The organism is Jeotgalibacillus campisalis (assembly GCF_000829515.1).
In the GTDB taxonomy this organism is placed as follows: domain Bacteria; phylum Bacillota; class Bacilli; order Bacillales; family Jeotgalibacillaceae; genus Jeotgalibacillus; species Jeotgalibacillus campisalis.
Genome location: NZ_JXRR01000011.1, coordinates 72,875 through 86,264 on the forward strand (window position 1 = coordinate 72,875; position 13,390 = coordinate 86,264).

12 protein-coding genes and 1 riboswitch are annotated in these 13,390 nt (G+C 42.6%); of the genes, 6 read left to right on the forward strand and 6 right to left on the reverse strand.

Annotated features, from left to right (window positions below):
• Positions 1-9: 9 nt before the first annotated feature.
• From KR50_RS06195 to KR50_RS06215, 5 genes are all read left to right on the forward strand, one after another.
• Positions 10-2,115, forward strand: a complete 2,106-nt coding sequence (locus KR50_RS06195) for a BglG family transcription antiterminator (RefSeq protein ID WP_041056233.1) — start codon at positions 10-12, stop codon at positions 2,113-2,115.
• On the forward strand, positions 2,115-2,549 hold the full coding sequence (locus KR50_RS06200; protein ID WP_041056235.1) for a PTS sugar transporter subunit IIA: 435 nt from the start codon (positions 2,115-2,117) through the stop codon (positions 2,547-2,549). Before KR50_RS06195 ends, KR50_RS06200 begins: the two co-directional genes overlap by 1 nt.
• The gene (locus KR50_RS06205; RefSeq protein WP_041056238.1) at positions 2,546-3,700 is read left to right on the forward strand and encodes a mannitol-1-phosphate 5-dehydrogenase; all 1,155 of its coding nucleotides are present in this window, start codon (positions 2,546-2,548) and stop codon (positions 3,698-3,700) included. The genes KR50_RS06200 and KR50_RS06205 overlap by 4 nt, the downstream gene beginning before the upstream one ends.
• Positions 3,701-3,847: 147 nt before the next feature.
• Entirely contained in the window at positions 3,848-4,711 is an 864-nt protein-coding gene (locus KR50_RS06210) for a M15 family metallopeptidase (protein ID WP_041056239.1), read from the forward strand.
• A gap of 185 nt (positions 4,712-4,896) precedes the next feature.
• Complete coding sequence (locus KR50_RS06215) at positions 4,897-5,880, forward strand: NAD-dependent epimerase/dehydratase family protein (RefSeq protein ID WP_041056240.1); 984 nt, start codon at positions 4,897-4,899, stop codon at positions 5,878-5,880.
• 597 nt (positions 5,881-6,477) lie between these two features.
• Here the strand turns inward: KR50_RS06215 and cls are convergent.
• The 6 genes from cls to KR50_RS06245 form a co-directional block, all read right to left on the reverse strand.
• Positions 6,478-7,926, reverse strand: a complete 1,449-nt coding sequence (cls, locus tag KR50_RS06220; protein ID WP_041056243.1) for a cardiolipin synthase — start codon at positions 7,924-7,926, stop codon at positions 6,478-6,480.
• A 315-nt stretch (positions 7,927-8,241) separates the two neighbouring features.
• A complete protein-coding gene (locus KR50_RS06225) occupies positions 8,242-8,613 on the reverse strand; it encodes a VOC family protein (protein ID WP_041056246.1) in 372 nt (123 codons plus the stop codon).
• 264 nt (positions 8,614-8,877) lie between these two features.
• Positions 8,878-10,074 (reverse strand): M20 family metallopeptidase, encoded by a 1,197-nt coding sequence (locus KR50_RS06230; protein WP_041056248.1) that lies wholly within the window; start codon positions 10,072-10,074, stop codon positions 8,878-8,880.
• 17 nt (positions 10,075-10,091) lie between these two features.
• Complete coding sequence (locus KR50_RS06235; RefSeq protein ID WP_041056250.1) at positions 10,092-10,910, reverse strand: MetQ/NlpA family ABC transporter substrate-binding protein; 819 nt, start codon at positions 10,908-10,910, stop codon at positions 10,092-10,094.
• An 18-nt stretch (positions 10,911-10,928) separates the two neighbouring features.
• The gene (locus tag KR50_RS06240) at positions 10,929-11,579 is read right to left on the reverse strand and encodes a methionine ABC transporter permease (RefSeq protein WP_041056253.1); all 651 of its coding nucleotides are present in this window, start codon (positions 11,577-11,579) and stop codon (positions 10,929-10,931) included.
• A complete protein-coding gene (locus KR50_RS06245) occupies positions 11,569-12,597 on the reverse strand; it encodes a methionine ABC transporter ATP-binding protein (protein WP_041056255.1) in 1,029 nt (342 codons plus the stop codon). Before KR50_RS06245 ends, KR50_RS06240 begins: the two co-directional genes overlap by 11 nt.
• A gap of 142 nt (positions 12,598-12,739) precedes the next feature.
• A riboswitch (SAM riboswitch) is annotated at positions 12,740-12,841 on the reverse strand.
• 196 nt (positions 12,842-13,037) lie between these two features.
• Here KR50_RS06245 and KR50_RS06250 point away from each other — a divergent pair.
• Positions 13,038-13,379, forward strand: a complete 342-nt coding sequence (locus KR50_RS06250; protein ID WP_041056258.1) for a metal-sensitive transcriptional regulator — start codon at positions 13,038-13,040, stop codon at positions 13,377-13,379.
• The last annotated feature ends 11 nt before the right edge of the window (positions 13,380-13,390 follow it).

Consider the following 13,390-nt stretch of genomic DNA (forward strand, 5'->3'; position numbering starts at 1 on the left):
TGCTGAGTGATGGTCTATGTGACAGGCAGAGAAAGAAAAATAATGGAAACTTTGCTGCGCACTCAGCATCAATTTACCACGATTCGTGAACTGGCAGACGCTATGGACGTCAGTTCACGGACCATTCACCGCGAGTTAAAGAAAATAGAGCGGATGCTCACGAAGTATTCAATCACTATTGAAAAGCTGGCGGGAGAAGGGATTCGACTCTCCGGGGATGGGAATAAGGTCCTTGAGTTTGAGGCTGCGATTCGAGAAGGGGGCGACCGTGATCTGCAGCAAGATGAGCGGCTTGTCCTGCTGCTGCATTATTTAATTCGCCATCATGAGCCTGTAAAAGCGGCAGTCGCTACACGTGCCCTGAATTGTGCACTCGGCACACTCATGCAGGATTTGGATTTATTAGAAGAAGCCATCAAACCCTATGGCCTCTCCATTATTCGTAAAAGAGGATTTGGCATCCAGCTTGCCGGCTCCGAGCGTGAACGGAGAAGAGCCCTCGCTACACTCCTAATAGAACAAATTGACACTGCTTCTCTTTATTCGATGGTGGATGATCACTTTGTGATTCCAGGCGGCCTTGATGAAAAAATTGCCAATATCGTCAGCAAAGAACTAGTGACTCAGATTGAACGGCTGATTATGGATGAAGTGAAGGAACTGCCTTATACGATTGCAGATACTGCGTACATGGCTCTTGTCATTCACATCGCACTTGCGATGGACCGCATACAAAGCGGAGAACAAATAGAGCTTGAAGAAAATGTGATTCAGGAACTCAGGGAATCAATAGAATTCAAAGTAGCGGAGTCATTAGCAAGGTCTTTATCTGAAGAATTTAATGCAGTCATCCCGCTTGATGAAATCGGCTATATGGCGATTCAATTAAAAGGGGCAAACCGAAGAGAACAACAATCTGTTACAAATCTTGAACAGTCAGAATGGACGTTGATTGTTCAGTCCATCATTCAAAAAGTAGGGAAGCAGGTCGGGGTTGATCTAACCGATGATCATTCTTTATTTGAAGGGTTAATTGCGCATCTTGAACCTGCCATTCACCGGGCAGAAGAAGGCTTGCAGGCATTTAATCCACTTCAGCAGACGATTAAGGACGACTATCCTATTTTGTATCATTCACTTGAGCAGGTCCTGAAGGAGGTCTTTCCGCAGCTGGAGTTTTCAATGGGCGAATTAGCTTTTCTTGTCCTGCATTTTGCGTCCACGCTGGAAATGAGAAAAGAAGCCGTGTCCGTATCAGCGCTTGTCGTTTGTTCAAGCGGGATAGGAACCTCAAAAATGCTCGCAAGCCGGTTGAAAAAGGAATTTCCTGAAATCACAGATATTACACTGGCCTCACTTCAGGATGCCAGAGTGCTCACACTGGATCATTTCGATATGGTCATATCAACAGTCGGCTTAGTGGACATAAATAGAGAGTTTCTTCTAGTTAGTCCACTGCTGCCCGAAAACGAAGTTGAAAAGGTAAGGCGGTATCTTCAAAAAAATATGCCGTTCATTACCAATAAAAAAGGGTATAGAACAACAGAAGTTACTCCATCCTCTGATGCACCTGTTCTTGCTTCACTTGAACAAATCAACAAGCTTACCTCTGTAATGATGGACTTGCTGACGAATTTCGACTTAATAGAAGCAGGGGATGGAAAAACAGAAGAAGATCTGATGAAGATGGTGGATGCTTATTGTGCAGACAAAAAGGCAGTCAGCAGAGAAAATATTGTAAAAGATTTGCTTGAGGCAAGAGAGCATTTAGGCGGTCTTGGCATTCCGGACACAGAACTTGCTCTTTATCATGCAAGGTCTGAAAAAATAGAGCGCCCGCTGTTTGTGATGTTTGAGTTGAAAACACCAATTACTGTTAAAGCGATGGATTCTTCGAGTATTAATATGCAGCGGCTGCTCCTTTTGATCGCACCGGACGGACTGGGTCAGGATGTATACGAATTGCTGAGTTTAATTAGTGCTTCCATTATTGAAGAAGAGCATCAGATGGCACTTTACACAAATGGCAGCAAGGACGATATCTACAGCCTTTTGGAAAGAAAATTTGATCAATTTCTACGTAAAAAAATGAACTTATTCTTGGAGGGATCATGATGAGCACATTATTAACAGCACAAAATATCTTACTGAACACATCACTAAGCACAAAGGAAGAAGCAATTGAACGTGCAGGTAGAGTTTTAGTAGATCAAGGATATGTTACAGAGAATTACATTGCTGAAATGAAAAAAAGAGAAGAACTGACTTCCACTTTTATGGGGAACTTTGTAGCGATTCCACATGGTACGGAGGAAGCGAAGACAGAGGTTAAGGCTTCTGGTTTGTCTTTTCTTCAAGTCCCTGAAGGCGTTGAGTGGAACGGAGAACAAGTGAAGCTTGTGATTGGGATCGCCGGCAAAGATGGAGAGCATCTTGAACTGCTTTCTCAAATTGCCATCGTCTGCTCGGAAATGGAAAATGTTGAAAAGCTGGCATCCGCCACGTCAGAGCAGGAAATTATTCAGATCTTTGAGGATGCAGACGTATGAAACATGCCGTTCACTTTGGTGCAGGAAATATTGGACGCGGATTTATTGGCGCAGTCTTGTCAAAAGCCGGTTATCATGTGAATTTTATTGATGTAAACGAAGAAGTTATTAATGAATTAAATCGTACAGAACAATACACGGTTCAAATTGCTTCAGAGCAGAAAGACTCTTTTGTCGTAAATCATGTTTCAGGTATTCACAGCTCCACTCAAAAGCAGGATGTCTATCACGCAATCGCAGAAGCAGATCTTATCACAGCATCCGTGGGGCCTGGAATTCTGCCGATTATTGCAAAGGATTTGGCAGGGGGACTGGCAGAAGCTGCTCAAAAAGAAAAGCTGAATGAACTGAACATCGTAGCCTGTGAAAATATGATTAACGGAACAAGTTTTCTAAAAGAAGAGATAGAAAAGCATCTTTCAGAAGAAGTTAAACAAAAAGTAAACGAAAAGATAGGATTTCCAAACTCAGCTGTCGATCGCATCGTACCCATTCAGCATCATGAAGATCCTCTAACAGTCGAAGTGGAACCTTTCTTTGAATGGGTGATTGAGCAAAGAGAGTGGAAAGGCGAAATTCCTGTTATTGAGGGAGTACAGTTTGTAGAGGACCTGAATCCATTTATCGAGCGAAAGCTTCTGACAGTCAACACAGGTCATGCAGCCATTGCCTATTTAGGATTAGCAGAAGGATTTGTCACCGTTGATCAGGCGATAGGTCAAGCCTCCATTAAACAAAAAGTTGAAAAAGTCTTGGCTGAAACAAGTGAATTTCTTGTTCAGAAGTATGGTCTTCAACAAGAAGATCATAAGAAATATGTTCTCAAAATCATAGAACGCTTTCAAAATCCTTACCTTTCAGATGAATTGTCCCGTGTAGGACGCGCACCGCTTAGAAAACTTGGCGCAAAAGAGCGGTTAGTTTATCCTGCTGTATCATTAATGAATGAGGGGAAACAGCCTGAAGGACTCATTCAGACGATTGCAGCTGCTCTTCTTTTTGATGAGCAAAGCGATCAGGAGAGTCAGATGCTTCAAAAGGATATAAAAGAAAATGGTGTGCAGCAGGCATTTGCTGCTATAGCAGGTTTGCCAAAGGAGCATGACTTGGTGCAACAAGTGGTACAACAGTTTAAACAGTATCAGAAATAATAATCAGCCTGTCCAGGAAGAAGTATTACTTGGGCAGGCTGATTATTTTATTTCATCACTTTATTAGTCTAAGATGCTATTTGTTTGATAGAATGGAAGTCGGGTGAATAAATGAAGATAAGGTAGCAGGAAAGGAAATGTTTCAGCATGAGTGAAAATCGGTTAGTTAAAAACAAGAAAAAAGGAACAAAAGTGTGGATCACACTGGCCGTTCTTTTTACCATATTCCTTGGAGCTTCCCTAGGCGCATTAAGTGTTTATGATTGGTCGGTTGAAAAAACGATACAAGGATTATTTTACAGTTCAAATCAGTCTAATACAGAAGAGCAGGATAAAGCAGAACCGGAAGAAGAACAAAACCCGGATGAAGTTGCACAGGAGCCTGAGTCGGCAGAAAAAGATATAGAAGAGCCAGAGCCGACAGAAGAAGAAATAGAAGAAGAGCCCACACCTTCTGAAGATGAAGAGCCACAGACACCTGAAACCGTTTCAGAACCAACTTACATTCAAGGGGTTCTTATTGCCAATAAGCAGTATCCTTTGCCCGCCGACTATGCACCGGGAGAGAGTGAAGAAGCAAAGGCTGCTTATAATGAAATGGAAGCTGCAGCAGCAGAAGAGGGTTTTGAACTGATCGCCTTCAGTACCTATCGATCGTATGAGTATCAGGATGAACTGTACCATCGTTACGTGGATGAACATGGTCAGGAAGAAGCAGATCGATTCAGCGCCAAACCAGGCTATTCTGAGCACCAGACGGGACTTGGCTTTGATATTGGAGAAGTCGGAGAAGAAACGTTATGGGCAGATGATGACTTTAAAGATACGGAAGCAGCACAATGGCTTGAAGAAAATGCCCATCACTTTGGATTCATTCTTCGCTATCCACCTGGTAAAGAAGAAATTACCGGTTATCAGTACGAATCATGGCATTTTCGTTATCTGGGAAAAGAACTTGCCGGAAAAGTCTACAGCAGCGGCTTAACACTTGAAGAGTATTTAAATATTTAGCTAGTAACTGTCCGGGGAATCTTTCCCTTGGGCAGTTTTTTCGTTTCTCTAAATAAATTAATCAGTTATACTATTTAGAATAATGAGAAAAAGACATTCTCATTTTAATGATGTGATCAAAGAAAGAGGACGTTTCATTTATTGAGTAATGGGCTGGACAATTCAAATCTAAAGGAGGCGTCAAAATGAATCTGTTGATCTTGGGCGGAACTCAATTTTTAGGAAAGCATGTGGTTGAAAGTGCTTTAGAAGCGGGACATCACGTCACGATTTTTAATCGGGGCAAAACCAATGAGGATTACTTTCCTAACGTGGAAAAAAGAAAAGGGGATAGAAATGGCGATCTGGCTTCTTTAAAAGAAGGGAACTGGGATGCAGTCATCGATGTTTCGGGGTATACACCAAGCCAGGTTAAAGCGACAGCCGAGCTATTAAAGAACCGAGTTAAGCAGTATGTCTTTATTTCAACGATATCCGTGTATGGCGACTTTGCAAATGGCCCTGCTAAAGAGGACGAAACAGCGTTAGCGAAAATGGAAGGAGAATCAGAAGAGATTACAGGGTCAACGTATGGTCCGTTAAAACAAAAATGCGAGGAAATCATTAAAGATCAATTTGGTCACGGGTCACTTTGCATTCGTCCCGGGTTGATTGTGGGACCGGATGATCCGACTGACCGTTTTACATACTGGGTTGAACGAACAGCAAGAGGAGGAGAGGTGGCAGCTCCCGGTGAACCGTCCCGAGCTATCCAATGGATTGATGTGAGGGATTTAGCTCAATGGGTAATCCGTATGACGGAAAAAAGGACGTCAGGTACATTTAATGCTGCCGGTCCTGCAGGAACAATGGATGAGCTTCTGCGGACAGCCAAACAAGTGACCGGATCAACTGCTTCTTTTAAGTGGATTGAGGATCAAACGCTGCTGGAGCATGAGGTGGCGGTCTTTATGGAAATGCCATTCTGGATACCGCGCAGCGACAGCCATCCAGACGGGTTCATTATGGCAGATGCACAAAAGGCGATTGAAAAGGGATTAACCTTCCGTTCACCAGAGGAAACCATTCGCGACACTTACCATTGGCAGGCCGCAAGAAAAGATCATTCCTGGAAAGCGGGACTCGCGGCAGAGAAAGAAAGGAAGATTCTGCAGTCTATGGATGGCTAATGAATAGGGACCGGTTCATTTCCGCTCCGGTCGGAGGCTTTCTTACGTGGCGGGAGGTGAGCCCCCTTGATGCTGTCGCATCTGCCTGGTCTCACCCTTCCCGCTGCATCACGCAGGAGTCCCCGCCCTCCGCTGCAATGAACCTATCCTTATGATCGTATATAGTAGAGGTCTTGAAGCAAACTGTCATTGTTTTCACCCACTCATTCTACTATATGTAAAATGAGAAGGGGAGCGGTTCATTTCCGCTGCGGTCGGAGGCTTTCTTACGTGTCGGGAGGTGAACCCCCTTGATGCTGTCGCATCTGCCTGGTCTCACCCTTCCCGCTGCATCACGCAGGAGTCCCCGCCCTCCGCTGCAATGAACCTATCCTTATGATCGTATATAGTAGAGGTCTTGAAGCAAACTGTCATTGTTTTCACCCACTCATTCTACTATATGTAAAATGAGAAGGGGAGCGGTTCATTTCCGCTGCGGTCGGAGGCTTTCTTACGTGGCGACAGTAAATCAAAAGGTCCTTATGCCATTTGGGCGTAAGGACCTTTTGATTTATAGTATTTTTCTATTTAACTTTATTCGCATCGATGGGACTTCTGTTACAAAATAGGCGACAGAAGCCTTGAGATTGATTCTTTAAACTTAATGTAATTTGAGCGCTTTTTGTAGAGTTCAGGTGTCAGTTCAGTGGAGAGCTCCATATCCTCTATGAAGATCTGACAAAGAGTCGTGACGGTTTCCTGATGATAAACAAACGCGTTCACCTCGAAATTTAAGCGAAAGCTCCTTAAATCAATATTTGCCGTTCCCACGGATGCGGCTTCATCATCCGTTACAAGCGTTTTTGCGTGAATAAAGCCATTATCATAAATATAGATGCGTGCGCCTGCTTTCATCAGCTCACCAACATATGAATAAGTAGCCCAGTATACAAACATGTGATCCGGCTTGTTTGGAATCATAATCCGGACATCCACACCTGATAATGCTGCAATTCGCAGGGAATCCAGTAAGCTGAGATCCGGAATAAAATAAGGTGTTTGAATATAGATATATTTTTTTGCGCTCGTAATTAACTTAATATAACCATTTTTGATTTGTTCCCATTCGGAATCAGGGCCGCTTGATACAATCTGCATAGCGACATCCCCTTTAGTGGGAATTGCCGGAAAATAATTATCCGCATATTCAATATCATATCGATGCGAGGCCTGGTTCCAATCTAAGACAAATCTTGTCTGGATCGGGTGCACTGCGCTGCCTTCCACCCGAAGATGCGTGTCCCGCCAGTACCCAAACCGTTTATCGATTCCAAGGTACTCATCACCGATATTAAATCCGCCAATATAGCCGACCCGTCCATCCACAATAATTAATTTTCTGTGGTTTCTGAAATTAAGCCGAGGGTTAATAATAGGCACATTTGAAGGAAAGAAGGCTTCCACTTCACCGCCTGCTGCACGAAGCTCTCTGAAAAAACGTTTGGTCATGCCCCGGGAACCCATATCATCATACAAAATTCTTATTTTTACACCCTGATTGGCTTTTTTAACCAGCAAAGTCATCAGGCGTTTTGCCAGATCATCACGGCGTAAGATATACGTTTGGATATGGATATGATCTTTAGCTTCTTCAATATCCTGAAACAACGCTTCAAACTTTTTTTGCCCATCCACAAAAATATCCACCGAGTTGTCCTGTGTTAAAACAGCATCATTATTATACAGCTGCATATAAATCAGATCTTGTTTCATTTCGGTCTCACGTGATTTAAACTCAAATGATTTGTCTTGTATAGCATTTATCTGATAGCGGATCAGCTGTTCAATTCCAACTCGGCTTCTGCCTTCCCAATCAAATAAATCCTTTTTGTACAATTGCCGTCCCAAAAGAAGATAAAGAGCGAAGCCTGCTATAGGAATAAAAAACAGGACCATCAGCCATGCCCAGGTTGCCCCGGCATCTTTTCGCTCAAGAAATATAAGGACCCCGGCAAGAACAAAGTTGAAAAAGAAAAAGAAACCGACAATAATAGATATCCAGTCCATAGGTGTCCCTGCCAATCTGTATAAGTAGTTTAGTTTATCCAGCGTAACCTGTCTGACCAAAGAAAAAAAGAAGAAGGTCTAAAAAATATTCATTTATAATCATAGCATACAGAAAAAGGGCGGGAACTGTTCATAGAATAATGATGAATAATTTTTAAAGAACAGGAAAGTTACATCGAAAAAGAATGCTCTCATGAACAAATACCTATTCATGAAAGCACTCTATACTTGGAGGATTATCATTTTTCTTTTATATTCCCTAAACAATTGAATGCTTGGGTTCACTTCGGCTCACCACCTGCAGTTATTATAATCTCACCAATGTACTTGAAGTTTATTACCAGTTGGATCATAAAAGTGGAAGAAGGTATGACCATTATCTTCTTTTATATCCTCGACTATAACTTGATTATTAATTAAGTGTTGATGAAATTCAGATAATTCTGGACTTGTAAAGCCAATGCTAAATTCTTTTTTATTATCAATGGTAAAATGTGCAAATGTTTCATCTTCGGTAGAAACTAAGATAAGTAAGAAAGGTCCTTCATTAACTTTTAAAACTGCAAATTCCTCAGTAATGTTTAGTAACTGTAGCCCTAATACATCTCTATACCAGTGTGCAGACAGTTCTAAATCTTTTACAGGAATTCTAATATAATGTACTTGTTCAATAAATGATTTATTCATAGCATTCTCTCCTTTATTTTATCCGGTATATTAAATAATTCCCTTTCTATCTCCTTTTTCCTTCCAATTATTGAATTAATCTGCACGTTAATTTAAGTAAAAACTTTCACAATATCATTGATCAATTCTAACTTAAACAAACGATTAAAGACCCCTCTAGATAATCATGTCTAAAGGGGTCAAATGATACAAATTTTTATATAAAGCCCAACTTTATGTAAAGCCGCACCATACACCCGTAAGGTTCCAGACGCTTCTACCAGACTATTCCCGTATTTCCTTAAATTCCTGCTGAATTTGCTTAAGCATTTCAGGGTTTGTATAAAGAGTCATAGCGGTTAACGCAAGTGACTTTGCACCGATGATCAAGCCCAAGTCGCCTTTCTTTGATTTCGCTGCTTCTCTAAAAGCATCTGTATGAAGAACTAGCTCCTTGGGACCAATTTGTATATAAGGATGAATGGTTGGCACGACATGACTTATATTGCCTGCATCAGTCGAACCGATTCCATTGCGTCCATCCCCGCTAAACTCACCGCCGAGAGAGTTGAACGCTTCTTCAAAAACATCATCAAAGAGAGGGGTAGGGATTAAGTTATCCACTTCATTTTGAAAAGCAATGACATTAAGTGAAGCACCGGTTGCAAGTGCGGCACCTTCAGCGATAGCACGTACTTTCTCTGTCACCTCGTTTAAAACAGTGCGGCTCGCTGCACGGATATAAAAGCGTGCTTTCGCATACTCAGGAACAATATTCGGCGCATCTCCTCCGTGAGTAATGATCCCATGAATCCGTACATCGTCTTGTACATGCTGACGAAGGGCATTGATGCCATTGAACAGCTGAAGTACGCCATCAAGCGCATTGATGCCGTCCTGTGGGGAGGAAGCGGCATGAGCAGGCTTACCAATAAACTCAAAATCCAGTGGATCAACTGCCAAAGAAGTCGTCGTACGGCCTGACTGATAAGAAGGATGGATCATCATGGCTGCGTCAATGTCCTCTAAGTAGCCGTGTTTAACAAAACTTCCTTTTGCACTCCCGTTAGGTCCGCCTTCTTCTGCAGGTGTGCCGAGAACCACCACTTTCCCGCCGATTTCATCAAGCACGCTCGCTACGCTGTTGGCAGCTGCGATGCTTGCCGTGCCGATAATATTATGACCACAGGCGTGGCCGATGCCGGGAAGAGCATCGTATTCAGCTAAAAATGCAATAGTCGGTCCTGGTTTATTGCTCGATTTCACAGCATAAAAGGAGGTCTCATGACCTGCAACTCCTTTTTCGACCTTGAAGCCTTCAGAAATCAAGTGGCTGGTCAGCAGATCCTGTGCATAAAACTCTTTATTGCCTATTTCAGGGCGTTCATGAATCGAGTGGCTTGTTTGAATATACCCTGATCGACGGGACTCAATATGATGCGTGATGACATCTTTAACAGATGTGGCTGAAACGGAACTCATTTAAAAAACTCCTTTGCTTAATAGTCTGTCAGATCTTCGACTGGAATGAATGTAGGAATCATTCCTCCGTCATATTCCTCTTCAATAAACTGCGCTACATCATCCTCTTGATAAAGTTCGCCAATTCGCTGTAAATCTTCGCGGTCTGTGTCTTCTGTTTGCGCTGCAATAATATTGATATACGGTGTTGCAGTGTCGCTTTCACGGAAAATAGAATCATCCACCGGGCTGTACCCTGCGTCCACTGCAATTCCATTATTGATAATCGCTGCATCTACATCCGGCAGAGAACGTGGTGCCTGACCTGCTACAACAGGAAGAATTTCAATGTTCTTAGGATTACTTGTAATGTCCTGCTCTGTTCCTGTGAGACCTGCTTCCTCGCTCAGTTCAATTAATTCTGCTTCTTCAAGCAGCAACAGTGCTCTGCCAAGATTCGTAGCTTCGTTTGGAACTGCTATTGTTGCGCCATCCGGAAGCTCTTCAATACTTTCTACTTTTTCCGAGTACAAAGCCATTGGTGCAATAACGGTCGAAGCGATCGGTGCTAAATCAAGCTCTCTTTCTTCTATAAAATCATCAAAGTAGGAGATGGTTTGAAAGGCGTTTAAGTCAAGCTCTCCTTCTGAAAGGGCGATATTTGGCTGTACATAATCTGAAAAGGTGACAATCTCAATTTCAATATCCTCTTCTGCAGCTTTCTCAGAAACAAAATCCCAAATGCGCGTATCCGAACCGCTGATTCCGATTTTTATAGGTTCGTTTTCATCATCCCCACAAGCTGCAAGCGTAACGGTAAGTAGTGAAATAAGTGAAAGAATAGTCCATTTTTTCATTTTCATTTCCTCCTAAAATTAACTTCTTCGTATTCTTTTTGACATCAGATTGCCAGTTGTCTGCAAGCCTTGAACCATAACAATTAAAATGCCGAGAGTGATATACATGGTCGTCGTATCAAATCGCTGATAGCCGTATGTGATGGCCAGATCACCGAGTCCGCCGCCACCGACAGCACCCGCCATAGCTGAAGCACCGACCAGACCGACTGTTGCAATAGTGAGCGCAAGTACGAGAGAGCTGAGGGCTTCAGGGATCAAAAATCGAAAGATAATTTGATGCGGTGCTGCGCCCATTGCTTCAGCTGCTTCAATAACACCTTTATCCACTTCTAAAAGAGAATTTTCTATTAGTCTGGCAATATAAGGTCCCGCATAAAACACCAAAGGGACGATAGTGGCTGCTGTTCCAATCGATGTCCCGACGATAAAACGCGTCACGGGTACGATGGCGACGAGTAAGATAATAAACGGTACCGATCGAAAGATATTCACTACGCCATTTAGCACGTTAAATAAAGATGCATGTTCCCAAAGATGTCCTTTCCGGGTAATGACAAGCAAAATGCCTAAAGGCAAGCCAATTAAAGCGGAAAACAAGAGGGAGAATCCGACCATCCAAAGTGTCTCCCATAGTGCTTCGATAATTTGACTAGAATCAACCAGCATCCTGGATCACATCCTTTACTGTTATGTGCTGCTGCTGAATGGAGAGGAGCGCACGTTGAATGTCAGCTCGTTCACCAATAAACTCAACAATAAGATTGCCATATGGAATTCCTTGCAGTTCTGTGATATTTCCATAGAGTACATTTAAATCCAGGGTGAACTCTCTTGATACTCTTGAAAGAAGAGGGTAGCCGGTTGTGCTTCCAGTGAACTGAAGTCTATAAATATGGTTATTCTCTTTTTGATTGATTTCCTTTAAAATGCTTTCCGGCAGCCCGTCATTCATAATAGAGCGCACAAATTTTTGAGTAGTCCTGTGCTGCGGATTTGTGAAGACGTCAAAAACTGTTCCCTGTTCAATAATAGAACCGCTCTCAAGTACAGCGACTTTATCGCAGATTTCGCGGATCACACCCATTTCATGCGTAATCATTAAGATGGTAATCTTATATGCTTTATTTATTTTTCTCAGCAGTTCAAGAATCGATTGGGTCGTTTCCGGGTCAAGAGCGGACGTTGCTTCATCACATAACAGAACGGAAGGATTGGTGGCGAGCGCCCGGGCAATGCCGACTCGCTGCTTCTGTCCTCCCGATAACTGATCGGGATATTGATCCGCCTTATCACCGAGCCCGACAAAATCAAGAAGGTCTGCTACACGGCTCTTAACTTTTTGTTTATTTTCACCTAACAAAAGAAGGGGCATCGCTACATTGTGATAAACCGTTTTTGAATTCAACAAGTTAAAATGCTGAAAAATCATCCCAATATCTTTCCGCGTTTCACGCACTTCTTTTTTTGAAAGTGCGGTAATGTCTTTGTCGTGGATTTTAATTGTCCCTTCTGTCGGCCTTTCTAAAAGATTGACACAGCGGATCAACGAGCTTTTTCCTGCACCGCTGAAGCCGATGACGCCGTAGATTTCGCCTGTTTCGATGGTAAAATCAATCCCGGAAAGCGCCTGCACTGCGTCTTTGCCGCTGCCATATGTCTTACTTACCGATGAAAATTGAATCATACGCCTTCCTCCTTTTTATTTTAACTAATCTGATTTGATTAGTCGGTTTAGAGTACGGAAGAAGCCTGGTTACCAGAAACAGTTCCAATAAAAAAGCCTCTTCCTGAAAAAAACAAGAAGAGGCCGCATACGCTAACACCTCTTCTCATCTCTCAGACTGCTGTCTGCTGGAGTTGGCACGGTGCTAAAATAGTCCGCTGCCGAGGTATCAAAGGGCCAGTCCCTCCACCTCTCGTGATAAGAAGAAATTGTTCTATTTAATTGATGTCCCTTACTTTACTATGGCATATTTACTCTGTCAAACGATTCTTTAAAGTTGAATAATTCAGAAAACTTCCTGTGTTTTCATATCATTGATTGTAAGCGTATTGGTTTACATACCGCCATAGGGTATATTATACTCGAAGACAGATGAAGAAGACAGGTGGGGGGTGAGGAGCATGGAAGGTCTGACAAACCAAGAACCGATTTTAGAAAAAAGTCATTGTGCAGCAGAGGATCATCGCAAAAGCCACCACTCTGAAGAAATGAAACATAATTTAACATCCCGTTTAAATCGTATCGAAGGACAAATCAGGGGAATAAAGGGTATGATTGAAAAAGATACCTATTGCGACGATGTGATCACCCAGATCGCTGCTACTCAATCCGCCTTAAATAGTGTATCGAATCTATTGCTTGAAGGTCATATGAAAAGCTGTATTGTAGACAGAATTCAAGAAGGCGATCTCGAAGTGGTAGATGAACTGCTCGCAACGATGAAACGCCTAATGAAAAAGTAGGAGGATGATTT

What these genes read in the sequence shown, in the direction of transcription:
- KR50_RS06205 (WP_041056238.1), top strand. Translation starts at nt 2,546, where the DNA reads ATGAAACATGCCGTTCACTTTGGTGCAGGAAATATTGGACGCGGATTT.
- KR50_RS06250 (WP_041056258.1), top strand. Translation starts at nt 13,038, where the DNA reads ATGGAAGGTCTGACAAACCAAGAACCGATTTTAGAAAAAAGTCATTGT.
- KR50_RS06235 (WP_041056250.1), bottom strand. Translation starts at nt 10,910, where the DNA reads ATGAAAAAATGGACTATTCTTTCACTTATTTCACTACTTACCGTTACG.
- KR50_RS06195 (WP_041056233.1), top strand. Translation starts at nt 10, where the DNA reads ATGGTCTATGTGACAGGCAGAGAAAGAAAAATAATGGAAACTTTGCTG.
- KR50_RS06245 (WP_041056255.1), bottom strand. Translation starts at nt 12,597, where the DNA reads ATGATTCAATTTTCATCGGTAAGTAAGACATATGGCAGCGGCAAAGAC.
- KR50_RS06200 (WP_041056235.1), top strand. Translation starts at nt 2,115, where the DNA reads ATGAGCACATTATTAACAGCACAAAATATCTTACTGAACACATCACTA.
- KR50_RS06225 (WP_041056246.1), bottom strand. Translation starts at nt 8,613, where the DNA reads ATGAATAAATCATTTATTGAACAAGTACATTATATTAGAATTCCTGTA.
- KR50_RS06230 (WP_041056248.1), bottom strand. Translation starts at nt 10,074, where the DNA reads ATGAGTTCCGTTTCAGCCACATCTGTTAAAGATGTCATCACGCATCAT.
- KR50_RS06240 (WP_041056253.1), bottom strand. Translation starts at nt 11,579, where the DNA reads ATGCTGGTTGATTCTAGTCAAATTATCGAAGCACTATGGGAGACACTT.
- KR50_RS06215 (WP_041056240.1), top strand. Translation starts at nt 4,897, where the DNA reads ATGAATCTGTTGATCTTGGGCGGAACTCAATTTTTAGGAAAGCATGTG.
- cls (WP_041056243.1), bottom strand. Translation starts at nt 7,926, where the DNA reads ATGGACTGGATATCTATTATTGTCGGTTTCTTTTTCTTTTTCAACTTT.
- KR50_RS06210 (WP_041056239.1), top strand. Translation starts at nt 3,848, where the DNA reads ATGAGTGAAAATCGGTTAGTTAAAAACAAGAAAAAAGGAACAAAAGTG.